This is a genomic window from Flavobacterium sp. 90, assembly GCF_004339525.1.
Lineage (GTDB): Bacteria > Bacteroidota > Bacteroidia > Flavobacteriales > Flavobacteriaceae > Flavobacterium.
Window position 1 is genome coordinate 2410318 of sequence record NZ_SMGE01000001.1, and the last position, 24779, is coordinate 2435096.

Sequence of the window (24779 nt, forward strand, 5' to 3'; positions counted from 1 at the left end):
AGAACTCTTATAAATTAAAAGAAGCTCCTAAACTAAAAGTAGTTTGATTATTTAAATGATCGAATACATCATTGTTACTGCCATATTTTGCGATTGGGAATCCAATTTCTGTGAAAACACCAAAACCTTCTGTAAAGAAATAACGACCACCAACATGTCCGCCAAAATTGTGTAATCCTAAGCTTAAACCAGGATAAACATCCAGTTGTTCAACACCAATAACGCTGCTTAAATTTGCATTAATTCTTGCTTTAGCATCAAAACGATCACTAAAGTCTGGTTTTTGGTCATAATATGGAGTTGGGTTATTGTGGTAAAAACCATTAAAATTATCAACGCCTAATAAATAATTAGCAACAAAACCAAAAGAGAAATTTTCTCCTAAACCAAAATCAACTGATCCTTGAATTCCTGAACCACCATCTTGAAGATTAGCTCCTACGTTAACTTTAATATCTCCTTTTCCTTTAAAAGCTTGTTGTGCTTGTGTAATTCCAAATGATGCTAAAAACAAAAGTGTGATGATCTTTTTCATAAAACTTAAATATTAATTATTTTTTTTAAAGTGCAAAAATAGTTTTTTATAGATTAATTCCTACCTTTTTCGTCAGAATACAATTCATTTAACGGATCGCTTTGATAGAACTCTTTGGTTTCAACATTCATCATTGTAAGTGGACCTTTAAAAGCTGCGCCGGTATCTACATTCCAGACATTCGCTTTTTGAACGGGAACCGTTTCGCCAATTCTTGTTACAGGCGTATGTCCAATAAAGATTTCTTTGTATAAAGTAAAACGTTTTGGGTAAAACAAATCGCCTTCTTTTAGATTTGGATCTAATGAAAGTGCCGTTTCCCATAAGGTTCTGTCCCAAAAGAATAATTTAGGGAAATATTCGTAGGTTATTCCGTTGACGTTTGTAAAACCTGCGTGTACATACAAGCGGTTTTCTTCGTCTAGATAGTAATCTTCCAGTGATTCTAAAAATGCGATATGAATTTTGATTGTTTCGGCGCTGACTTTTTGGTAAGCCTTAACCGTTGCTTCACCGCCGTGTTTGTACCACGAAGTTTCGTCAATTTCTTCAGTTTCGTTTCTAAACCAGGATAACAACAAATCATCATGATTTCCTTTAATGCAAATGCAATTTTGTTTGCTTTTTAAATCAATCAGATAATCAATTACTTGTGGCGATTGGCTCCATCCATCAACATAATCGCCTAAAAATATGAGAGTATCTTCAGTTGTAATTTCGGCTCTTTTTATCACTTGTTCAAGCGCTAATAATCCGCCGTGTATGTCGCCTATAACAAATGTTCGCATTTTATTTTATTTCGTGTAGTAGTACAAAAATAAAGAAAATGATTTGTTTAAGATCATTAAGTTGAGAATCTTTAAAAATTGATATTATTTATAACTATTAACAGCATTCTTATTAATGCTTTACTGTTTAAATTTGCATAATGTCAGATGCACCAACATATCGAAAAATTATCCATATTGACATGGATGCTTTTTATGCTTCGGTAGAGCAGATGGATAATCCTGCTTTACGCGGAAAACCTGTTGCTGTTGGTGGTTCAGAAAATAGAGGAGTAGTTTCGGCGGCAAGTTATGAAGCTCGGAAATTTGGTGTTCGAAGCGCGATAAGTGGAGTTTTGGCCAAAAAATATTGTCCCGAAATTATCTTTGTTCGCCCAAGATTTGATCGATACAAAGAGATTTCGAATAAAATTCATAAGATTTTTTACGAATATACAGATTTAGTTGAGCCACTTTCGCTTGACGAGGCATATCTTGATGTAACTCAGAATAAAAAAGGAAATCCAAGTGCGAGTTTGCTTGCGCAGGAAATTAGAATGAGAATTTTGAATGAAGTCGGATTATCAGCTTCCGCGGGAATTTCGGTAAATAAATTTGTAGCTAAAATTGCTAGTGATGTCAATAAACCAAATGGACAAAAAACAGTAAATCCGGATGAAGTCGAAGCTTTTTTGGAAGAATTACCAATTCGGAAGTTTTATGGCGTTGGAAAAGTAACAACCGAAAAAATGTACCAGTTAGGAATTTTTACGGGAACAGATTTAAAAAGTAAATCGTTGGAGTTTTTGGAGAAGTATTTCGGGAAATCAGGTTCTTTTTATTATAAAGTGGTTCGTGGAATTCATAATAGCGAAGTAAAATCAAACCGAATTACCAAATCTGTCGCAGCAGAACATACTTTTGATGTGAATTTATCTTCGGAAATTTTTATGTTGGAGCAACTCGATAAAATTGCTGTTTCATTAGAAAGAAGATTAAAGAAGCACGGTATTTCTGGAAAAACAGTAACACTAAAAATTAAATACAGTGATTTTACGCAACAAACAAGAAGTAAAACCCTGGCTTATTTTATCTCGGATAAAAGTCTGATTATAGAAACAGTAGAAGAATTATTGTATCAGGAACGCATGAGAGATTCGGTTCGATTGCTCGGAATTTCATTAAGTAATCTAAATACCGAAGAAAAAAAGGCGGTTGTCGTGCAGCTTAAGTTTGCCTTTTGATTAAATTAACCTTTCGTTAAATCGCGTTTTTTATTCTTTTATGACGAATTTTCTTTCTATCTTTGAGAGAAAGGTTAAATTAATAAGAATCATTTATAATGAAAACTAATAAATTTGAAGAAGCTTCAAGTCGACATTCACTGCCAATTATGGCATGGGAATTTCATTGTGAATATTTGAGAGAACTGAAAGCTGTTTTGACTGATTTGAAGAAAATGAAAAAGATTTCGGATCAATTCGCGTGGAATGACGTTAATCTTGATATTAAAGATCGAATTCAGGACGAAGTTGTGTTGGTTACGGATGTAGATCTCAAAATTGTTTTTGCCTCAAATGGATTAAAAAAAATGACGGGTTATAAAGAAGAGGAAGTACTTGGTAAAACACCAAAGATGTTTCAGGGACCAACAACGTGTAAAGCTACTTTAGAAGAAATGAAAGAAGCCATTAAATTGCAAATCCCATTTGAAAAAACAATTCAAAACTACAGAAAAGATGGTAGAGTTTATAAATGCAAGATTAATGCTTCGCCGGTTTTTAATATAAAAGGAAAATTAACGCACTTTATAGCTTTCGAAAAAAATCTTAGTGCTTAAGGTTTAACCGCAAAGTACGGTAAGATTTAATTTTACTTTAAAAATAGAAAACACAAAGTTCGCAAAGCTAGATCAATACAAAGCTTTGCGAACTTTGCGGTTTTATAAAACCATACTTTAAAAAAATCTTGGTCATAAGGTTTAACCGCAAAGTTCGCTAAGACTTAATTTTACTTTACGCATAGAGAACACAAAGTTCGCAAAGCTTGATCAACACAAAGCTTTGCGAACTTTGTGTTTTTATAAAACCATACTTGAAAAAAATCTTAGCGAACTTTGCGGTTAAATAACCTCAGTTGAAAATAATTTGATAGCCATGAGAGTTTAAAAAGTATATAAACAATAAAACCGCCCAAATAGGCGGTTTTTATTTTATAAAAAGAGAATCAAACTTTGAACCTTTGTCCCTCAAAAGAAAAACTTAGAACCTCAGTAACTTAGTACCTCAGAACCTTAGAATTACAAATTCTCAAAGAAATCATTTCCTTTATCATCAGTAATGATAAAAGCAGGGAAATCTTTAACAGTAATTTTTCTAACAGCTTCCATTCCTAGTTCTTCAAAATCAACAACTTCTACTTTTAAGATATTGTCTTGTGCTAAGATTGCAGCAGGACCACCAATAGAACCCAAGTAGAATCCGCCATATTTATGACAGGCATCTGTAACTTGTTTGGTACGGTTTCCTTTTGCAAGCATAATCATACTTCCGCCATGTTTCTGGAATTCATCCACATAAACGTCCATACGTCCTGCAGTTGTAGGTCCAAAACTTCCTGAAGCCATTCCTTCCGGAGTTTTTGCAGGTCCGGCGTAATAAACCGGGTGATTTTTAAAATATTCCGGCATTGGTTTTCCGGCTTCCAATAATTCCATAATTTTTGCGTGAGCAATATCACGGGCAACAATCACAGTTCCGTTAAGTTTCAAACGAGTTTTAATTGGATATTGACTCAATTTAGCCAAAATATCTGCCATTGGCATATCAAGATCAATTTCTACAGGCGCTTCTAAATGTGGAGCTGTTTCCGGTAAAAATTGTTTTGGGTTTACTTCTAATTGCTCAACGAAAATTCCGTCTTTAGTGATTTTTCCTTTGATATTTCTATCAGCAGAACACGAAACTCCCAATCCAACCGGACAAGAAGCTGCATGTCGTGGCAAACGAATTACACGAACATCATGCGTAAAATATTTTCCTCCAAATTGCGCACCAATCGCACTTTCCTGACATATTTTCTGAACGCGTTGTTCCCATTCGATATCACGAAAAGCCTGACCAGCCATATTTCCAGAAGTTGGTAAATGATCGTAATATCCAGCCGAAGCTTTTTTTACCGCACTTAGATTTGCTTCCGCTGAAGTTCCTCCAATTACTAAAGCCAAATGGTAAGGCGGACAAGCCGAAGTTCCTAAATCTTTGATTTTTGTGCGAATGAAAGCATCCATAGATTTATCATTCAATAAAGACTTAGTTTGTTGGTATAAGTAGGTTTTATTAGCAGATCCACCACCTTTTGCCATAAATAAAAACTCGTAAGAAGTTCCTTTTTTAGCATAAATATCAATTTGCGCGGGAAGATTCGAACCTGAATTTTTTTCTTCAAACATCGAAATCGGAACAATCTGTGAGTAACGTAAATTACGTTTTTGATACGTGTTGAAAATTCCTCTGCTCAACCATTCAGCGTCATCAACACCGGTAAAGATGCTTTCGCCTTTTTTGGCCATTACAATCGCCGTTCCTGTATCCTGGCAACTTGGTAATTGACCTTCGGCAGCGACCGAAGCATTTTGAAGCAAATTATAAGCTACAAAACGATCGTTATCTGTAGCTTCAGGATCATCAAGAATATTGCGTAGTTTTTGCAAATGTGTCGTTCGCAACATAAACGAAACATCTGTTAAGGCTTCTTCAGCCAATAATTCTAGTCCTTTTGGATCAACGGTTAAAACTTCACGTTCTCCAAACTGCTCTACTTTTACAAAATCAGAAGTGATTTTGCGGTATTGCGTATCATCCTTTAAAATAGGATAAGGGTCTTGGTATATAAAATCAATCATTGCTTTGTTTTTTACAAAGTTAGAAATTATTTACCTAAGAAAGAATTTGAATAAGGGCTGTTTGTGCGTTTATTTTTGATTGTGAAAAGCATCAAAAGCCATTTTTTTCTCGAAATAAGTTTTGTCTTTTGCCGAAAGAAGCTGCTTTTTGTAACTATTTCCGCTTAAGCGAAAAACAATCGAATCAGAATGTGTTACTGTTCCCATGTTTTCGTCATTATCTTCGGGTTCAAAAGAAACAGTTTTGCAGTAGAATGATTCAGGATTGGCTTTCGCCGAAGGATTTTCAAACTCAACCCAGGTTCCCCAACCGCTATCAGTCATAGAATCCCATTCATAGACAAGTTGCAAATTGCTGTTTTTTAAATAATACAAATAGTTACTTTGTGTATATCCGCAAGCTGGATATCCAAAACTGATATGAATAAGTGGAGAATTTTTGGCTGTAGCCGAAGTCAATCCGTAAGAAGCGCCCCATTCTGATCCTTTTTCAATTCCTTTAATCGTAATCTTTGAAGTAGCAGTTTTACTTTTATCCAAATAAAAATCAAGCTGATATTTTCCAGTTACAATACTGTCTTTATCTGCTTTTTGATCTACAAGATGCGCAAGTACATAATTGTTATTTGATGTTTCTCCATCTTCAGAAATAAAAAGAGTGTCCGTTTTTAAGAATTTTTCTTCTTTTGTGATAGCTGCTTCTGTTTTGGTTTCTGTAGTTGTTATACTTGATATTTGTGATTCAGATTTTGGTTTTTGACAACCAATTAATATAAATAAAATAAAAAGGGATTGTGGTTTCATGAATGTGTGGTATTTATTGTATTGTTTGTCTATGTCGAACCGGATTGAAATCCGGCCTTACAATATGGTTCGTTCCTCCGGAACTTTAACACATTGCGTTCTACTAATGTATGTTTTTTATTATTTACAAAATTTCGAAATAAAGAGCCAACGGCTCGATCTATATTGTAGGGCCGGATTTCAATCCGGTTTAGATAAAAATAGGATTAAAATATAATTACATTAAATTTTCAAAAAGACATCTTTTATCAAATGTGACATTCATATTTGTCTAAAAAAGAAGAATATTCATCTTTGAAATTTTGTTTTTTGTGATGTTCTTCCTGATTACCAATGTATTTATAGACCCTGTCGATGTGAGATTTGCTATATGAAAAAGCACCATAACCTACCTGCCATTCAAATCTATGTTTTGTCAATTGATGATCATTTATAAATTTTGATGATTTTCCTTTTACAACTTTCATCAAATCCGAAATAGAAATTGTAGGTTTAAGAGCTAAAAGACAATGAATATGATCTTCTGTGCCATTTACGATAATGGTTTTACAACCTGTTTCATTTATTAAATTTCCAATTACACTTAATATTTTAGGTTTACATTCCTTCGTTATGACTGCTTCTCTATATTTTACTGCAAAAACGATCTGAATATAAACTTGATGAAATGTATTTGACATTTTAGATGTATTATTTTAAACGATTATTTCGTTTTACAATAATACAAAATATTCTTACATAATATTGAATTTATTCTTACGTTTAAACCGGATTGAAATCCGGCCCTACAATATGATTCGTTCCTTCGGAACTTTAATAAATTGCATTCGAATGATTTATGTTTCTTTCAGTATTTACAAAATTTCAAAATAAAGAGCCAACGGCTCGATTTATATTGTAAGGCCGGATTTTAATCCGGTTTACATAAAAGCAGATGAGGTTCTTAAAAAAACCAGCTAGCAACAAAAATCGCCGTAATCACGCAAATCACATCAACCAGAAGCATTGTGCCTAAAGCATATCGGGTATTTTTGATATTAACAGAACCAAAATAAACAGCAATTACATAAAAAGTACTTTCGGCACTACATTGAAAAATGCTGCTTAATCTTCCCGTTAAGGAATCAGCACCAAAAGTATTCATGGAGTCAATCAAAAATCCTCGTGATCCTGCAGAACTAAAAGGTCTTAACATCGCAACCGGTAAAGCATCGGTTATTTGTTTGTTGACACCCATATTTGAGAAAATAAAGGCGATGCCATCACTGATAATTTCAAATAAACCGCTGTTTCTGAATAATGAAATAGCAACTAACATTCCTAAAACATATGGGAAAATAGTAACTCCCGTTTTAACTCCGTTATTTGCTCCAACTACGAAAGCATCAAAAACAGTAGTGTTTGCTTCGGTAAATTTCTTTTCATGTAGGAACGAAAATATCAAAGTCGCAACAATTATCCCGATTAATATTAATCCTGAAAGATTAGCGGTGAAATAATTTTTTCCTATTAAGTCTAAATGGTTCACATACATCAACAAACCAACAATGGCGGCGATTAATACCATTAAGGCGATAACAAGAGAAGCGCTTTTGAAATTGATTTTTTGTTTTATTCCAACAATTAAAAAGGCGGCAATTGTACCAATAAACGAAGTAATGATGCAAGGCAGCATAACATCTGCAGGATTACTTGCGTTTGCGGCAGCGCGATAACCAATAATGGAAGTTGCGATCAAAGTCAAACCAGAAGCGTGTAAACACATAAACATAATTTGTGCGTCGCTGGCTTTGTCTTTATCGGGGTTTATTTCTTGTAAACTTTCCATTGCTTTAAGACCGAATGGCGTTGCAGCAGAATCTAATCCCAAGAAATTAGCGGCAAAGTTTAACGTCATATACGATATCGAAGGATGGTTTTTTGGAATACTTGGAAATACCTTCACAAAAACCGGACTTAAGGCTTTGGCTAATTTTCCGGATACTCCAGAAATGATTAAAAGTTCCATTAATCCGCAGAAAAAAGCAAGATAGGCGATAAGTGGCAGAATCAAATCAAGCAAAGTAGTTTTGCAAGTTGGCAATAAACCATCTGATTTTTGAACGCCGCTGTAAATTTTTACGGTTTTGTTTTTATAAACATAAGTCGTGTCGGCATTAAGCGTATCACGATTGATAATCATCGTTTGATCCGGCGCTTTTTTGATACTGTCTTTGATGAAAGCAGGAAGTTGCTCCGCATATTTTTCAGAAACAAGAATAGGATCATCCTTTTTTCCATTCAAAACATAATCAATAGTATAAGTGTTGGCTGTGAATAAGCTGATTATAATAAAGATAATCGACGAAATAAAAATAGTTAACCAAAATCTACTTAATACCATAATGTTAATTTTTTTGTAAATGTAATAAATCAATTGCAATGACAATTACAAAAGTCAATTTCGTGATTTAAGACAAAATTAATTTATTTTGAATTTGTTTTTTGCATAGATGATATAAAACAAAAGAGCTATTTGTTGAAAAATGATTACATAATATCCAAAGCCTAAATCATCATGTAAATTGTAAAAAGAGATAGACATTATTAGCAATGTTACAATAACAAGAAGAATAGAGGTGGTAATTTTATTCAATAAAAATAGAATTGAAGAAAAAATGAGTGAAAAACATACTAGGAGAATAAGTAAAGTTTCGATTAAATTGTTTAAACGAGGTAATGTACTGAAAAAATCAGGAATGAATCTTATGAGGCTATCGTAATAATAGTCTCTCGACCTGAAGTTTTCTCCACAAGCAGTAATAACAACTTTATTATATGGAAGAAATAACGAAACAAATCCGAGTAATGAAAAAGTAAAAGAAATAATTTTTTTATGCATTTAATAGCTTTTGATTTTTTAAAATTATTAAAAATCTCATTCGATCACAATTTTTGTTCCCAGATAGTTTTCAAAAGCTTTAAGTTCTTCAAACAGAATTGTTTTTTTATGACTTTCGATTTCATGAAAAAATTGCGTTTCTATTTTGGCGTGATCTTTTTTAAGGGTTCTTTTCCAGGTTCCAATGACTTTTCCGTTTTCGAGAATAATTGGTTTAAAGATTCCATTATTCGTAAAAGCTTTAGATTGATGTTCTGATAAAATAGACGCTTCACGAGTTTTATACGAAATCAAAATCTCATCAAAAGCAGGAAGAAAATGAACGCTTTCGCGGAAGTTAGATTCCACAGAAATATCATTTCCAAACCAATATGTTTGGTCATCAATCTCAATAGAATTCAATTGCAACTCTATTGCATTAATGGTCGGTTTGCAGGTAGTTGGCGGAAAACCAGACCACCACGAAAAGTCAAGTAACGTTGCGGGACCATGACTTGTGAAATATCGAAGCGCTAATTTTGCCAAAGCCTCTTCTTTTGTAAGTTTGTTTTTTGGCTTAACAACTCTTTCTTCAAGTAGAGAATAAGTGATTTGCTTGCCTTTCATTTTTCCATTACAAACCAAACCATCCAATTCAGCATTCATCATAATAGCGGCACTTAAAAAATCTTCGTTAGAAGTTTTTTTGATATTAAGTTCCTGCATGATCTCGTCGCGTGTCAAATAATTATTTCCACTTAACATTTTTTCGATTTGGGAATTAACCTGATCTAGTTTTTTGTCATCATAACCATATTTTTTGGCAGCAGAAGTTGTAAATCGTTTGACTTGTGGCGCCGAAAGATCCAACATCCAATAAATATCATGAGACGCAACAAAATGCCAGGTTGGTCTTAGAATATGAGTTCGAATTATTTCAGCTGAATTTATGGCTTCTTCAATCGCTTTTTCAGAAGAATCACAACGAGAACCAATCGCCCATTTTGCCATCGCATAATCCTGTGCCTGCATTGCGCCTAAATGCTTTACAATTTCCTGCGGCGAACATGTAGTCGTTTTATAAAGCTTTTGCGAAGCAAGGCGATAATGTGATATTTCCGAATGTGTCATTTCTAAAAAATTAAACCAGATAAGTTATATAAGTTCATTTAATAAACTTTGCACCTATGAACCTTTGCCTCTTTGCACCTTAAAAAAAACTATACATGAATAATTTCATCATCAATTAATAATTCTTCTCGGCGTAAGCGAAGGAAAACTTGCGCTACGGCAATCGTATCTTTTTCGCAATACGTTATAATTCGGTCGATGTCTTTTTCTACGTAATACACATGTCCAACCTGACTTCCGTCAATATCGCCTTTTGGCGATGGAACGCCTAGAATCTTAGTCAATAGTTTTAAAGAGGTGAAATGTTTATAGTCGCCAAATTTCCATAATTCTAAAGTGTCTAAGTGAGCAATTTCCCAAGGTTTCTTGCCGAATAGATTCAGTTTGTCAGGAATCGCAATTTGGTTGATGATCATTCTTCGGGCAATAAACGGAATATCAAATTCCTTTGCATTATGTCCGCATAAAAGATGTTGTGGCTGATTAAAATGATTGTTTAGCAGATTATTGAAGTCCTTTAATATCTTCTTTTCATCGCCAAAAAACGATGTCACTCTAAAATTTCTGACATCACCTTTAATCGTGAAATATCCAACCGAAATACAGATAATCTTCCCAAACTCGGCCCAGATTCCGGCGCGATCATAAAATTCTTCAGGAGTAAAATCATCTTTTCTTTGATATTGCGTTTTATGATCCCATAAAGATTGCATTTCGGCGTCAAGCGAATTGAAGTTCTCTTCTTCCGGAACGGTTTCTATATCGAGAAATAATATGTTGTTGAGGTTTATTTTTTCTATCATGTTTTTTGCCACGAATTTCGCTAATGTTCACTAATTCTTTGTGTAGATAAATGTACACAAAATTGATTTTAAAATAAGAAATAACTTATGATTTAAAAACAATGATTTTTTGCCACGAATTTCACGAATTATCACAAATTAAAATTAGCTAGCAAACTAATAAACTAGAAATTAGTGTTAATTCGTGAAATTCGTGGCTAACTTTTTTAGAATAAACTTTGTTGTGTAGTTGGGTTTTCATGTTCGAGTAACCATTTTTTACGTGACAAACCTCCAGCATAACCGGTTAAAGAACCATTTGTTCCAATAACGCGATGACAAGGCACGACAATCCATAACGGATTTTTACCATTTGCAGATGCTACGGCGCGAATCGCTTTTACATCGCCCAGTTTTTTAGTCTGATCCATGTAACTTATCGTTTTTCCATATGGAATTTCCAAAAGTGATTTCCATACTTTTTGCTGAAAATCAGTTCCTTTTGGGTTTAGTTTGAAATCGAAATCAAGTCTTTTTTTATCAAAGTATTCCTGAAGTTGAAGAACAGCATCTTTTAATTCATTGGGAATCTCTGTAGAAATTTCTCCTTCATCTAAAACAGAAATCTCCGAAACGCCATTTTCGTCTCCAATAATTCGCGCAATTCCTATAGGAGTCTGAATATGAACTGTATGATTCATCTTAAATAGTGTATTTAATTGTTCTAATTGCAGTGTGAATTCTACCAGCCACCGCCACCGCCGCCTCCACCTCCGCCACCGGAGCTTCCACCACCTGAACTTCCGCTGCTGGAAGAACTTGAGGCTGAAGAGGAATTATAAGTATTATAAAAATGAACTACAATTTGATTGGAAAATCCAACAGAACCATCGCTGGTTTTGATCCAGTTACTGGTGTAATTTAGATTTTTTAAGGCTTTTTCAAATTTTAAATTCCATTCTTCTTCGATTTCCAATGCAAATGCGTAGGGTAAATTTTCTTCGTATGTTCTTATTATATTTGAGTTTTGATCTAAAACATAATTTAATAATTGCTGTTTTAATCTCTCAGTTTGGTTTTTTGTTGCAAGTCCCAGTTTAGTATAAGAACCAATCAAGCTCAGATATATTGCAAAGCCGGTAAGGAGTAAAAATATAACGAATGCATTTAGAGCCGAATAGTTTTTATCGATGTTAACGGCAAAAAAAGAAGCATAGGTAAAAACGCCAGTAAAAATGGAAATAATAATGCAAGGAAAAGCTAATGCAGCTTGTTTACTTCTAATTGACTTGATGGCTATAGTGATTAATAGCACGGTAAGTATCATCATAGAAAAACCAAAAATCACAAATAGCAATGCTGTGCCTACCGTTAAGTAGCTATATCCGGCAATTGTTGCAATTGTAAGTAGCACGCCAATAAAAATTTGTTTTAGATTGAAAGAAAAATAATCTTTTAAGTTGTACTGACTTTTAAGTGATTTTTCAAGCGCTTTTTCTGCCTCGCCAAAAACAATGTATGACTCAGAATTGATTGCAAAAGTGTTGCTTTCTTTGAATAAAGTCTCTAAAACGGCATTTTCTTCCTGAGATAAATTGGTTGTTTTTGTCCCTTTTACCAGATAATATTCGAATCCGTCTTTCGAGGTTTGCAAACCGTTTCCGGTAATTTCGATTGCGCCTTTAATCGAAAGACTAATTATCGTAACCAAAAGTGTTTGAGAATTAGAATATCTTTCTTTTAAGTATCGAAGTGAAGTTGCTGAAAAATGTCCTTTTAAATCTATAGATTCATTGCTTTCATAGGAAGGTAAGGGATCTTTGCCATAGATTTTCCATGAAAAATAGAAAAATAGGAAACAAAGTGAAACGGGCAGAAAGGCTAAAAATAATTTACTTGCTGAGAGAAATTCCTCCAATTTATAATGTGGCGAAAAGAACGGTTGATGAACAATTCCTTTTGGAAATCCAACTGCGACAGTAAAACCTTCTTTTTGTTTTAAATTTTTGGAGGTAAAATAAACCGAATTTCCACCGATTTTTGAATTGCAATCACTTTCTTTTGATCCTAAAACTCCGGTATAACAATGCGTTTGAATTACTGATGCTCCGTTAGGTAAAATTACTTTTGCCGAAACATTTTCGATTTCAAATTGCCAATAGTTTCCGGTAACATTCCAATAAACCTCGTCGAAATTGTCGTATGGCAATATTTGCGCTTCGACTTCGTAAGTTATTTTATAAGTATAAGTTCCTTCACTTAAAGAAATATGTTTATCGCCAACATAAATCGTGAAATTCTCACTATCGATATCTGTGTGATAAGGTTCTTTGATCCAGTCTTTGGTAACATTCAAAATGGTATAAAAATTATTTTTACGCGCCTTAGGTGAATAATTTTTCATGGGAAGTTCACGAAAAATACCGTGATCTATTTCTTGTTCTGCGGCATAAACGGTAATGGTTTCGGTAACAACAATGTTTCCATTTTCCTTTACTAGAATATCAGAGTGAAATTGTTTTATTCTTTCAATACGTTCATGTTCTTCTGTTACCGTAGAATCTGTTTGGCTAAAACATTGCGATAATGAAAGTAATAAAATGCTGAAAGTGAATATAAACCTGAAATGTCTTACCATGAAAAGAATTATTTTGCGAAGTGAAAATAAGAATTTTGTTTTTAAACGATGTAAGTTATATAAGGAAATATAAAACTGGGTGTTTTTTTACCGCAAAGTACGCTAAGGTTTAATTTTTCTTTACGCATAGAAAATACAAAGTTCGCAAAGCTTTATATTGATCTAGCTTTGCGAACTTTGTGTTTTTTAAGCATACTATTAGATAAGAATCTTAGCGCACTTTGCGGTAAAAACACACACAGCATTATTTTTAATTCCAATGTTTTACCAATCCAACTAAAATGAACTTATATAACTTAATATGGTTCAATAATCCTCCAGTTTAAATTTATAGTTTAATAGGTTTTCTATTTTCTCACTTGAAATAGTCTTTTTGATATTCGATTTTTCAACGCTGAATTTGGGTGAAATTAAATTATGCTCAATTGCTTTTTTTGTGTAGTATTCTGAACGAGTTGGATGAAAAGGTGCAACGGCATTAAAAACTTCATTCCATTTTGATTGGCTGATTATTTCGGCAATGATTCTGATGCAATCATTTTGATGAATTAAATTGATTGGTGCGTCTGGATTTTCAAGATTTTCCTTTCCTGCAAGATGTTTTACAGGATGACGATCTTCGCCAATTAATCCGCCGAAGCGTAAAATTGTGGTTTCGAAATTCTGATTTTTTTGTAAAACAGCTTCCGCCAAAAGCAATTGTTTACCGCTTTCGGTTTCTGGATTTGCGATGGTTTCTTCTGTTATAATTCCGTTGTCATTGCCATAAACCGCAGTTGAACTTACAAAAAGTACTTTTTTTGCAGTTGATTTTTCTATAAACGGAATTAGATTTTCTATTTTTTCTACAAAAACCTTTCGAGGAGAGTCATTATTATTTCCTCTCAATTTAGGCGGAATATCAATAATTAGGATTTCGCTTTCGGCTAAAAACGAAATGATACTTTCAGAAATACTTTCGTTTTCAAGCGCGACCAAAAACGGATTTATTCCTTCACCGTCTAAAACAACAAGTTTATTCTCAGAAGTTGTTGATCCATTTACTGAATTTCCTTTTGCGATTAGTGTTTTTGCTAAAGGCAGACCAAGCCATCCGCAACCTAATATGCTTATTTGTGTCATTATTTTAAGATTGTAAGGTTCTTAGGAACTGAGGTTCTAAGGTTTTAATATATTGTGTTTAATTTGAACTGAATGTTTTTGTAAAAAGTTCCGGAGGAACGATTTATATTGTAGAGACGGATTTTAATCCGTTGGTTATCGATGAAGTTTACGAAATTAAATTTCAAGAATTAATGTTTACAAATCTAAAAAGAAACAAATTTTCTCTTTTCCTTTTGCGCCAATTCTGTTGTAAAATTTTATCGCCCTTTCATTAAACTGAGGCGTTCGCCATTGCATATTGACACAGTTTTTCTCTTTAGCAATTTCTTTTAGTTTGTTGATTAAGACTTCGCCAATTCCAAAGTTTCTGGCACTTTCTTCGAGATACAAACAATCCATATACAGAAAATCACCCGCGCTCCAGGTCGAAAAATCAAAAGTATAAGATACATATCCTACAATGTCGTTATCGGTTGCAACTACAAAACAGTTTAATTTTGGATTTTCACCAAACAATGCTTTTTTCAATCCTTCTTCTTTTCCTTCCGGAGAATAATCGGCTTTTTCATATTCGGCATGTTTTTGACATAAAATGACCAGTTTTGGCAAGTCTGATACTTCGCACTTTCTTATTGAATATTCCATTGCAGATTGATTTCGTTTTGTAAAAAGGTGATAAAATGATGAAAATAGTCCGGATATTGCTCGTTTTCTCTAATCGCGATAAAATGCTTTCTCTTTAAACCGTTCTTTCCAATTTTTACGGCTTTTATCGGGTTGTTTTTCAAATGTGGTAATAATGCCCATTTTGCCATAGACATCACGCCCATATCTGCTTTTACCATTTCCAGAGAAGCTTCTGTCAAAGGAAGCGGCGTAATTTTCTTCGGAGTTACTTTGGCTGGAGCCAAAATAAATTGGTGAATCGTGACTGTTTCCATCGGAAGAGAATGAATCAGCAAATGCTCGTTGATAAAATCCTCCGCAACAACATATTTTTTATCTGCCCAAGCGTGATTTTCAGAAACTGCCATAACAACTTCATCCTGAAAAAGCTCAATATACTTGATATTATTGTCCTTGATCTGATCGCTGATAATGGCAATATCGATCGTGTTTTCTAGTAGTTTTTGTATTGGAATGTGAGTGGCTTCGGTTACAATTTTCAATTCAACATTTGGATACAAATTATGGAATTGCTTTAAAACCGGCGGAAGCCAGTGATAACTCGAATAACATTCTGTGCTAATTCTGATTTCGCCGTGTTCGCCATAAACCATTTGTTTGATTTGCGACTCGGTTTGTGAGAGTTTGTCCAGGATTTCGTTGGCAAGATCATAGATTTTCTCGCCAGCTTTGGTCAAAACCAGCTTTTTGTTTGTTCTCAGGAAAATTGGAGTTCCCAATTGATATTCGGCTTCTTTAAGTTGGTGACTCAACGCCGATTGTGTCAAATACAATTTATCAATTGCTTTGGTAATACTTCCTTCTTCGACAATTGCCTTTATTAATTTTAAATGACGGATTTCCATTTTTGAGGATTTGTATACAAAGAAACGAAATTTTGGAATGGCTTTTCTATGAAAAAAAGTAATCAAAGTGATGAATTCTTTTCGTTTTTATCGAAAGTGTTGCTGAATTACTTTTGGAAAAACAAAATCATTAAAACTATAAAAAAATGGAAACACAAATTAAACATTATGAAAACAAACTAGCCTTCGAAATGGATCCTTCTGATTTATTTGATGCTTTAAATAATGGCGAAAAATTAATTGTTATTGATGCCAGAAAAGAGTTTGGTTTTGAGGCAGAACATATTCCATCGGCGATTAATATTCCTCATCGCCAAATGACGATCGAAAGCACCAATCACTTGGATAAAGAGGTTTTGTATGTGACGTATTGCGACGGAATTGGGTGTAATGCTTCGACAAGAGGAGCGTTGAATATGGCTAAACTTGGTTTTAAGGTAAAAGAATTAATTGGCGGAATAGAGTGGTGGAAGTTCGATGGTTATGCCACCGAAGGAACAAATGGCGTAAAAGCAGGTTTGAAAATCGAATGTGCATGTTAGTTTTTTAGGTGCAGAGGTTCAAAGTTGCAAAGTTGCAAAGGTTTAAAGGTTTTCACGTTATTCTAAAAAACAAAAAGCACTATTTTCATAGTGCTTTTTAAACCTCTGTACCTTTGCAACTTTGAACCTAATTCGAAATATTTGTAGCCATAACAAGTATTTTATTGTGGTTTTACAATCGATTTAAGCTGTCTTTTGCAATAACGGTACTATCTTTTATTACTGTTGCTGGCGGTATAGTCGCTACAGGAGCTGTATATTTTTTTATTTTCTCCTGAATTAATATTGCATCATTCAAAACAAAAGGTGTTGGCATCATCCAGTCGCTTCTTGGTTTAACCTTAAGCAATGGATTTGTCATTAAATCAAAGGAGCTTTCGATCAAATCCATATCAAAAATAGACGATTTGTTAAGGTTGAATTCCATTACAAGCGGTTCATTGCCTACCACATAATACGATATTAAGCGCATTCCTTCTCGTTCTAACTCATTTCCTTTTTGTCTTAAAGTTGAAACTCCATTTGCTTTAAAATTGAAAAATCGCATTTTAGGATTTGCATAAATGTCGTATCGGTTTACTTTTCGGTTTGGCGTAATTTTTATTTTTAAGAACCTGTTATTCCCAACAACGCTGTCTTGTAAAAAAGCAATTGTTGGTCTTGGAACATCAACAACCGGCGCAATTGCACTATAGGTAAATCCTGAATTGTATTTGCTGGAGATTGGCAAGTTGTTTAATCCAACTGCTTTTTGATTTTTTTCGCCCAAATAACTTTTAGTCCAATCGTCTAGGTTTACGTCATAAGTTGCCCAGATTGCTGAGTTTGTATTCGCATTATAAACATATAATAAACTGTTTGATTTTGCTTTTCCGTGTTCATAACCGGAATGATATCCTGCGTAAACAAAGAAACCAATAGAAGCTGCAAAGAAAACCATTATCCAGGCGCTTTTTTTAGCAAAAGATCCAAATACAGGAAGTAATAAACCAAAGGCTAATACGGTTAAAATGGCACTTCCGTAAAGGATTTTTAAACCTAAACCAATAGGAAACATTACAATAAAAGGCGCTATAATTGCTAAAGCCGGAATAGAGAATAATAAATTTAATCCTAAACTATAATGTTGCGTCAGGACGAAAATTCCAAATAAAAGTATTCCAAAATAAACCGGAATAATCAGGAAACCTGCTCCGGTTAAGCTGTTGGCAAGAAATCCGTTGATAATTATCCAAAGAAGTAAAGGAGCAACAAAATGATTCATTGTCACTTTTGTTTCTGAGAAATGATGGTAGAATGCAAAACAAATCGCAATGCTAAGTGTTACAAATGCTCCAATGTAAGCATGACCGTTATAGGTAAATCCGTTAAGGAGATCTGAGTATTGAGGATAGATTTGCAGAACGATTTTCCATCCTAAAAAAGTAACTAATCCTGAAATTATTATAGATCCAAGTAAAGGGAGAAAACCTCTGAAGATTTCTCGGAAAGTAATAACACGTTTTGCTTTTCCGATAAAAATAAAAAGAATTAATAAACCTAAAGCAATTACAGTCATTGGAAATACCCACGCAAACGGATAACTTATAAATGAAAACGGTACGCTAAAGTAAACATCATCTTCAGTTGAATTGGTAGTGTTTAAGTCTGTATTTGCAAAGTATTTTAGCAAAGGCATCAAATAAGTTCCCTGATGCGCCAATGTTGTTCTGCTCAAATGTTGAACATCATCTTGTTGTGTATGATAATTAAAATGTCCGTCTATGAAGGCAAAGTTGAATCCCTGAATGTTTCCTTGTTCTCTAAAAACGGTTAAATCAGTGTCATTTGGAAGCATTTTGTAAATACTGTACATCAAAGAGTTTGAAACTGGATAGCTTGTTTTTGCCTTCGAGAATTCTTTTACAAGAGCTTCATTTCCTTTATTAGTTTCCATCAACATATAACTTGGTCCTGAAGAACCTCTGGCTTCAAAGTTGATTACCAATCCAACGTCTTTTGCCCATGGATGTTTGTTTACAAAAAGTGCCGCGCCATTCAGACCCAATTCTTCGGCATCTGAAAAAAGAATGATAATATCGTTTTTTTGTGGTTGCTTAGAATATAAAAAAGCACGAACTCCTTCTAATATTGTTGCAACTCCCGAAGCATCGTCACTTGCGCCTTTTGAAAAAGAATGTGGTGCACTATCGTAATGCGAAAGCAATAAAAGCGCTTTGGAGTTATTTGTTCCTTTTATGCGGGCAAGAATGTTTTTGGATTTAACCAAAAGCCCTTTATCATTTAGAGTAAAACCTTCCTGAACACTTGTCTCTAATCCAATTCTGTTCAGCTCCAACTTCAAATAATTGGCTACTAATTCATGATTTACTGAACCAACGTAATGGGGTTTTTGCGCAATAATCTCGACTTGATTTAAGGCTCTTTCAGTAGAAAAGTCGGCAAGTGCTTCATCATTTTTCGAAATATATTGAGGCATCATTGTGAAGTAAATGATACCTAAAATTGCTAGAATGCCTGCGATGCCAAGAATTGAGGTCTGGTTTTTTTTCATGGTTGAGAAGTACTAAATTTCTTTTTTTACGAGCATAAAATAATCATTGTCCAAAGAGCGATATCCTTGATCGTACAGGAAATAGTAGGTGTTTCCTGTTTTTGTTTGTAGAACATTCGTAAAAAACTCGAAGTCGAAACCTTTGTTTATCATTTTATCCCTTGTAGCTTTTGATTTTCCATCTGTATTTAGTTCGGACAAAATACGGTAATTTTTTCGTAATTTGTTGTTTACATTACGCATGAAATTCGTACTATCTTTATTTATTTTATTGTTGTAAGCATTTCGGCAACTATCAGAACAGAATTTTTTATCTTCTCTGCCTACAAGTTTTTCAGAGCATTCGAGGCAAGTCTTCATAATTCTATTTTTTTTATTTCATATAAATCAGTTCTTCGATCCTTTAAAATTCGAACACTTCCATGTTCATGAAGTTGTTTCAGCAGGTTTAAATCAACGTCAACAATCAAGGTCATTTCAGTGTTTGGAGTTGCTTCAGCTTTTATTCCATTACTTGGAAAAGCAAAATCAGAAGGCGTAAAAACAGAAGCTTGCGCATACTGAATGTCCATATTATTGACTTTAGGCAAGTTTCCAACGCAACCTGCAATGGCTACATAACATTCGTTTTCGATTGCACGAGCTTGCGAACAATGTTTTACGCGCGTATAAGCATTTTGTGTATCTGTCAAAAACGGAACAAATAGTATATTCATTCCTTCGTTTGCTAAAATTCTTGAAAGTTCCGGAAATTCAACATCATAACAAATCAAAATTCCGATTTTACCGCAATCTGTATCAAAAGTTTTAAACTGAGAACCGCCTTTCATTCCCCAATGTTGCACTTCGTTTGGAGTTACGTGAATTTTGGTGTACATCTCTGAAGTTCCGTCTCTTTTGCACAGAAAACCAACATTGTACAAATTACCATTTTCCAGATAAGGCATACTTCCTGTAATAATATTGATGTTGTAGGAAATTGAAAATTCCTGAAAACGCTTTCTGATTGGATCAGAATATCTGGCAAGTTCCCGAATTGCTTCTGCTTCTGATAAATGATTATAATCGGCCATTAAAGGTGCAATGAAAAGTTCGGGAAATAAGGCAAAATCACTTCCGTAACCGGAAACGACATCAATAAAAAATTCTGCCTGCTCAAAAAACTCTTCCAAATTATTTAATGGACGCATTTGCCATTGAACCAAACCTAATCTGATAACGCTTTTTTCGAGGTTAATTAATTTTGGACTTTCGTCATAATAAACATTATTCCATTCTAATAGAACCGCAAATTCCTTTGATTCTTCGTCGCCTTCTAAGTAGTTTTTGATGATTCTCAATACGTGAAAATCATTACTTAACTGAAAAGAAAGAACAGGATCGTGTAATTCTTTATGTTTTACTTTTTCAATGTAGTTCTTTGGAGAAAGCTTTTTAGCATATTTACCATAATTGGGAATTCTGCCTGCAAAAACAATCGCTTTTAGATTAAGTTGTTCGCAGAGTTCTTTTCGGGCATCATATAAACGACGTCCCAATCGTAAACCGCGATAATTTGGATGGATAAATACATCAATTCCGTATAGAATCTCTGCGTCTTTATTGTGTGTAGAGAATGTGTAATCTCCAAGAATTTGTCTGTAATTGTGTCTTTTGTCAACCAGTTTTTCATCTACAATAAGCGATAATGCAGATCCAACCACTTTACCGTCTGCGAGAATAACAAGTTGACCTTCAGGGAAAATAGAAAGTAATCTTTTGATATCATCTTCTTTCCAGTAAGAGTCCGCCATTTCAGGATACGATTCAACCATTGAGTCTTTCAATTGTTTGTAATCGTCAAATTCTAGATTTCGTAACTCAACTTTATTTATTTTCGTCTGCATATCGTAAGATTTATCTCGAATATACGAAATTATTTCCACTTACAAACGCTTACAAATATTTACAACCGAAAGTAAATAGTTGATAACCGAATATTTGTTGAGGTTCGGCGGATCTTTGCCATGTTGAATTTGATAAACGAATTCTTTTATATGAACATTTAAATATTATACGCCATGAACGGAATGAAAAACAGAGTACAATTAATTGGAAACGTAGGAAACGATCCAGAAGTTAAAACATTAGAAAACGGAACTAAATTAGCACATTTGAATATCGCAACAACCGAAAGATATAAAAACGATAAAGGCGAAAAAGTCGAACAAACCGAATGGCATCGTGTCACAGCTTGGGGAAAAACGGCTGAAATTGTCGAAAAATATGTCGAAAAAGGAAAAGAAGTCGGTATCGAAGGAAAACTAATTCACAGAAGTTATGATGATAAAAACGGTGAAAAAAGATATATTACAGAAGTTGTTGTAAGCGAGATTTTGTTGCTTAGTAAGTAATACTTAATCAGATTTGAAATTTCAAATCCGACAGGTTTTTAAAACCTGTCGGGTTTGTTGTATTTATAAAACAGAAGCTCCATTAATGTCTGTTGTTAGAATTTCGCTCATATAATCAAAAAAGGGTCTCATATTTTTGAAACCGTCCAAAGCTTGTTCAAGAAAATTATCACTTAAAACCTCAGAATCTGTAAAACGTTTGATTACCAAAAACTGTTTATAGCGAAGTAAATCAATGGCTTTATGATCTTTGTCATACCCTTTTGGAGACGTTTTAACTTGTTCGCCTTGTAAATTTCCAAAATTGCTGACAAAAGATTTTGCATTTAATATCTTTTGTATTGGTTGATCATCATGATCAAATTCGGCTCGAATGCGTTTTAAGTCTGCAGCATTTGGTCCCCAGAATCCACCAGCGAGAAAAGTATTTCCTTTTTCGATATGAAAATAATAGCCACCGCGTCTTTCTTTTGTAGCTCTGGTATAACTGCCGCCCCAAAATGTTTTGAAAGGAGTTTTGTCTTTTGAGAAACGAATGTCACGATAAATTCTATAAACACTTTTTTTACCCGAAGCAGTTTCTAAAACATCTGTTTTGGAAAGTTCTTCAAGCAAAGCGCCCGCAAAAGTTTCAATATGATTTAATTCGACTAGATATTCTTGTTTATGGGCATCAAACCAGGGTTTGTTATTGTTTTCTTTAAGTTCAGTCAAAAAGTTAAGACTGGATTTAGGAATTATAATATTGTTTTTCATAGTGGAAACATTGAATGTTTTTAAATCGGAATGCAATTTAAGCATAAAAAAACCCACCAAATTTTATGGTGGGTTTATTCTATATAAGTTTAAGCCGTTTTTTTGAATAAATCAAACATAGGACATCGCGAACAACGTTTGTTTTCGCTTTTTTTGTATTTCTCACAACAAGAAGATTTACAGTTTTCCAACTTCTTAATGTTCTCAAGGATAGCTTTATTCTTCTTTTTCTTTTTATCCTTTTTTTTGTCCTTGTCTTTTTCTTTCTTGCCCAATTTTCCTCTGTATTATAAAAACAGTGGCAAATATAAATGAAAAATGTTATTTTTATATATTCTAAATAAACTTTAACTTTTTTTATTTTGGATTGATTGCAATCGAGCTTGTAACCGTTAATTGCTGAATATCACGATCAAACAAATAAAGTCCACCTTTATCATCTCCAATTAAGTTGATTTTGTCTAAAATAGATTTAGCAGTAGCTTCTTCTTCGATTTGTTCAGATACATACCATTGTAAGAAATTATGTGTTGCATAATCTTTATTTTCAAAAGTTATGTGAACCAATTCGTTAATTGATTCCGAAACAAAAATTTCGTGGTTGTAAAGTGCTTCAAACATTTCTTTAAATGTAGTATAAGAAGTTTTAGGCGCTTTTAGATCGGTAATCTGAGCATGACCTCCACGTTCGTTTACATACTTTACTAATTTAAGCATGTGTGCGCGCTCTTCGTCTGATTGTGTGTACATAAATTGAGCGATTCCCTCAAGTCCGTGCACTTCGGCCCAACAAGCCATAGAAAGGTAGGTTTGCGAAGATTCTGCCTCTATGCGAATTTGCTTGTTTAATGCTGCTTCTATATTTTTTGATAACATAATGGTGTCTTTTTTGTAAAGTTAAAAAAAATAATTCAAACCATTTTTTCAAACAATGAAAACATGAGACATTTGGATTAATTCTCAATAAAATTAAGGTCTGTCAAATTTAAATGATTTAGAAAAAACGGCTTTATCAATCAAAGGATTCGTTATTTCGTCAGGAATAAAACCATCAGTAAATTTGCGCATTATAAATTGCTTTGCAGCGGAATCATAGTAACTCAAAATAGAGAAATCTTCAAGAGGCAATATGTTTTTCAACCTTATTTTCTTGTTTGCATCCAAAAAATAATAAATATTATCACTGGCAAAAGGCTCTTGTCTTTGCTGTATAAATTCGGAATTTGAATTTAATATACTTTCAAAATAAGCCGTTTGGTTCTGACCATATTGCGATAAGTTTATTTGAAATGGCTGAACATCATCGTAAAAACTGTAGTAGGGTCTGTCTTGTTGTGTTATTCCACCAATTGTTATATAAACATTTTGGCTGTTCTTGAAAACGGATATACCAAAATCTAATGCTGATAAATACTTTAAAAATGTGCTTGTCTTTTTTATTTCCTTTGGTTTTTGATCTTCAATTTGAAGTAACAACGGGGAGTTTTTAAATTTGATAGTATCGTTTTTCGAAACCTTGATATTCTTAATGGTTTCACTCGTATTATAGTCCTTTATGTCTAGTTGAAGTTCCTCTGAATTGGTATTAATTTGGTAAAGTTTATCATCAATAAAAAACGAATTACTTATTCTTCTTGACTTTTCAGCCATCGATTGCGGAAAGTTCTTTTCTGTTATTTCATAAGTTTCGAGGTCGATATCGAAAATTTGCGTCTTTGCCGGATTTTGGTCAAATGTCAAAACAAGTCGATTATCAAGCATATAGGCTTTGCTCTTTTTAATGCTTCTCGAAAGAGGATTGTAATCTCCAACTTCGATTTTTTCGATAGGATAATCTCTAATAAACAGATTGAAAGTTATAGGTTGTGTGTTTCTATTTTGGAAAGTAAACGTAGAAAAATCAAGAGGTTTTTCTTCAACGGTATCATCTTTAAATTTATAAAGTGTCAATGTTTGTTCTGCACTGTCTTTCGCAAGAATATAAAAGGTATTATTCTTTTGAAATGTAGCTATAAAATATTCTTTGGAATAGGGAAAACTAAATTTTAAAGGCTTTATTACTTTATTAGCCATGTCGTATTTAATCAGGACAATACTCTTAAAATCTTCTGATGACCAATAAAGTGTTGGATTTCGATCTTCATCAAAACTATATCCAATGATTAATTTGTCTTCAATATTGGCGCGGGAAGTCCTTAATTCATTTGTTAAGAACAGGGCTTTATTGTATTGTAAAATCGTAAGGTTTTTGTCGTCTGCAATAAAAGCAAATACATCATGAGTCTTTGAGTTTTCGGCATTCAGGATTTGGCTATAATCCCCTGAAGTTCTCATATTCATTGGGTAAGAATTCAATATTGTCTGACTAAACAGAGCTGATTTGCAGGTTAGTAGTAATATTAATAATGTTTTTTTCATAAATCTTATAATGTCAAAAATCATTCCGTTTTAATGATCGAATTTATGATTTTTAATTT

The 24779-nt window shown here is 33.6% G+C and carries 23 protein-coding genes; 4 read left to right on the forward strand and 19 right to left on the reverse strand.

The window, feature by feature from the left end:
* Window positions 1-7: 7 nt before the first annotated feature.
* Complete coding sequence (locus C8C83_RS09695; protein WP_121328199.1) at window positions 8-535, reverse strand: DUF6646 family protein; 528 nt, start codon at window positions 533-535, stop codon at window positions 8-10.
* A gap of 53 nt (window positions 536-588) precedes the next feature.
* Window positions 589-1323 carry a metallophosphoesterase family protein gene (locus tag C8C83_RS09700; RefSeq protein WP_121328201.1) on the reverse strand — a complete coding sequence of 245 codons (735 nt, stop codon included), beginning with the start codon at window positions 1321-1323 and terminating at the stop codon, window positions 589-591.
* Between the two features lie 140 nt (window positions 1324-1463).
* Here C8C83_RS09700 and dinB point away from each other — a divergent pair, with 140 nt between their 5' ends.
* Together dinB and C8C83_RS09710 are read left to right on the forward strand one after the other, a co-directional pair.
* Window positions 1464-2546, forward strand: coding sequence for a DNA polymerase IV (dinB, locus tag C8C83_RS09705; protein WP_121328203.1), 1083 nt, complete (start codon window positions 1464-1466; stop codon window positions 2544-2546).
* A 98-nt stretch (window positions 2547-2644) separates the two neighbouring features.
* Window positions 2645-3142 carry a PAS domain-containing protein gene (locus C8C83_RS09710; RefSeq protein WP_121328205.1) on the forward strand — a complete coding sequence of 166 codons (498 nt, stop codon included), beginning with the start codon at window positions 2645-2647 and terminating at the stop codon, window positions 3140-3142.
* A 459-nt stretch (window positions 3143-3601) separates the two neighbouring features.
* Here C8C83_RS09710 and C8C83_RS09715 read toward each other — a convergent pair whose 3' ends face one another.
* The 11 genes from C8C83_RS09715 to C8C83_RS09765 all read right to left on the reverse strand — a co-directional run bounded on the left by C8C83_RS09715 (window position 3602) and on the right by C8C83_RS09765 (window position 16057).
* Entirely contained in the window at window positions 3602-5206 is a 1605-nt protein-coding gene (locus C8C83_RS09715; protein WP_121328207.1) for a fumarate hydratase, read from the reverse strand.
* Between the two features lie 69 nt (window positions 5207-5275).
* A complete protein-coding gene (locus tag C8C83_RS09720; RefSeq protein ID WP_121328209.1) occupies window positions 5276-6010 on the reverse strand; it encodes a hypothetical protein in 735 nt (244 codons plus the stop codon).
* A 248-nt stretch (window positions 6011-6258) separates the two neighbouring features.
* Window positions 6259-6690, reverse strand: a complete 432-nt coding sequence (gene tnpA / locus C8C83_RS09725; protein ID WP_347812783.1) for an IS200/IS605 family transposase — start codon at window positions 6688-6690, stop codon at window positions 6259-6261.
* A gap of 263 nt (window positions 6691-6953) precedes the next feature.
* The gene (locus C8C83_RS09730; RefSeq protein ID WP_121328211.1) at window positions 6954-8393 is read right to left on the reverse strand and encodes a nucleoside recognition domain-containing protein; all 1440 of its coding nucleotides are present in this window, start codon (window positions 8391-8393) and stop codon (window positions 6954-6956) included.
* A gap of 534 nt (window positions 8394-8927) precedes the next feature.
* The gene (locus tag C8C83_RS09735) at window positions 8928-10001 is read right to left on the reverse strand and encodes a winged helix DNA-binding domain-containing protein (protein WP_121328215.1); all 1074 of its coding nucleotides are present in this window, start codon (window positions 9999-10001) and stop codon (window positions 8928-8930) included.
* 89 nt (window positions 10002-10090) lie between these two features.
* Complete coding sequence (locus C8C83_RS09740) at window positions 10091-10804, reverse strand: 3'-5' exonuclease (RefSeq protein ID WP_099710011.1); 714 nt, start codon at window positions 10802-10804, stop codon at window positions 10091-10093.
* A 206-nt stretch (window positions 10805-11010) separates the two neighbouring features.
* The gene (locus tag C8C83_RS09745) at window positions 11011-11484 is read right to left on the reverse strand and encodes a methylated-DNA--[protein]-cysteine S-methyltransferase (RefSeq protein ID WP_121328217.1); all 474 of its coding nucleotides are present in this window, start codon (window positions 11482-11484) and stop codon (window positions 11011-11013) included.
* Window positions 11485-11525: 41 nt separating this feature from the next.
* On the reverse strand, window positions 11526-13421 hold the full coding sequence (locus tag C8C83_RS09750) for a DUF2207 domain-containing protein (RefSeq protein ID WP_121328219.1): 1896 nt from the start codon (window positions 13419-13421) through the stop codon (window positions 11526-11528).
* Window positions 13422-13727: 306 nt separating this feature from the next.
* Window positions 13728-14543: an SDR family NAD(P)-dependent oxidoreductase gene (locus C8C83_RS09755; protein ID WP_121328221.1), complete on the reverse strand. Its 816-nt coding sequence runs from the start codon at window positions 14541-14543 to the stop codon at window positions 13728-13730.
* Window positions 14544-14720: 177 nt separating this feature from the next.
* The gene (locus C8C83_RS09760) at window positions 14721-15170 is read right to left on the reverse strand and encodes a GNAT family N-acetyltransferase (RefSeq protein WP_121328223.1); all 450 of its coding nucleotides are present in this window, start codon (window positions 15168-15170) and stop codon (window positions 14721-14723) included.
* The gene (locus C8C83_RS09765) at window positions 15155-16057 is read right to left on the reverse strand and encodes a LysR family transcriptional regulator (protein ID WP_099710006.1); all 903 of its coding nucleotides are present in this window, start codon (window positions 16055-16057) and stop codon (window positions 15155-15157) included. Before C8C83_RS09765 ends, C8C83_RS09760 begins: the two co-directional genes overlap by 16 nt.
* A 146-nt stretch (window positions 16058-16203) precedes the next feature.
* Between C8C83_RS09765 and C8C83_RS09770 the strand changes: the two genes are divergently transcribed.
* Complete coding sequence (locus C8C83_RS09770) at window positions 16204-16599, forward strand: rhodanese-like domain-containing protein (protein ID WP_121328225.1); 396 nt, start codon at window positions 16204-16206, stop codon at window positions 16597-16599.
* A 172-nt stretch (window positions 16600-16771) separates the two neighbouring features.
* Here C8C83_RS09770 and C8C83_RS09775 read toward each other — a convergent pair whose 3' ends face one another.
* From C8C83_RS09775 to C8C83_RS09785, 3 genes are read right to left on the reverse strand one after another with little or no spacing between them, the layout of a single operon-like run.
* Complete coding sequence (locus C8C83_RS09775) at window positions 16772-19153, reverse strand: M28 family peptidase (protein ID WP_121328227.1); 2382 nt, start codon at window positions 19151-19153, stop codon at window positions 16772-16774.
* A gap of 12 nt (window positions 19154-19165) precedes the next feature.
* Window positions 19166-19513 carry a hypothetical protein gene (locus tag C8C83_RS09780; RefSeq protein ID WP_121328229.1) on the reverse strand — a complete coding sequence of 116 codons (348 nt, stop codon included), beginning with the start codon at window positions 19511-19513 and terminating at the stop codon, window positions 19166-19168.
* Window positions 19510-21039, reverse strand: coding sequence for a bifunctional GNAT family N-acetyltransferase/carbon-nitrogen hydrolase family protein (locus tag C8C83_RS09785; RefSeq protein WP_121330007.1), 1530 nt, complete (start codon window positions 21037-21039; stop codon window positions 19510-19512). Before C8C83_RS09785 ends, C8C83_RS09780 begins: the two co-directional genes overlap by 4 nt.
* Window positions 21040-21213: 174 nt before the next feature.
* Here C8C83_RS09785 and ssb point away from each other — a divergent pair, with 174 nt between their 5' ends.
* Window positions 21214-21546 carry a single-stranded DNA-binding protein gene (ssb, locus tag C8C83_RS09790; protein ID WP_121328231.1) on the forward strand — a complete coding sequence of 111 codons (333 nt, stop codon included), beginning with the start codon at window positions 21214-21216 and terminating at the stop codon, window positions 21544-21546.
* A 63-nt stretch (window positions 21547-21609) separates the two neighbouring features.
* Here the strand turns inward: ssb and C8C83_RS09795 are convergent, their stop codons facing one another.
* From C8C83_RS09795 to C8C83_RS09810, 3 genes are all read right to left on the reverse strand, one after another.
* Window positions 21610-22302 (reverse strand): DUF2461 domain-containing protein, encoded by a 693-nt coding sequence (locus tag C8C83_RS09795; protein ID WP_121330008.1) that lies wholly within the window; start codon window positions 22300-22302, stop codon window positions 21610-21612.
* A 357-nt stretch (window positions 22303-22659) separates the two neighbouring features.
* Window positions 22660-23178 (reverse strand): ferritin, encoded by a 519-nt coding sequence (locus C8C83_RS09805; protein WP_121328235.1) that lies wholly within the window; start codon window positions 23176-23178, stop codon window positions 22660-22662.
* A 93-nt stretch (window positions 23179-23271) separates the two neighbouring features.
* The gene (locus C8C83_RS09810) at window positions 23272-24720 is read right to left on the reverse strand and encodes a hypothetical protein (protein WP_147424541.1); all 1449 of its coding nucleotides are present in this window, start codon (window positions 24718-24720) and stop codon (window positions 23272-23274) included.
* Between the last annotated feature and the right edge of the window lie 59 nt (window positions 24721-24779).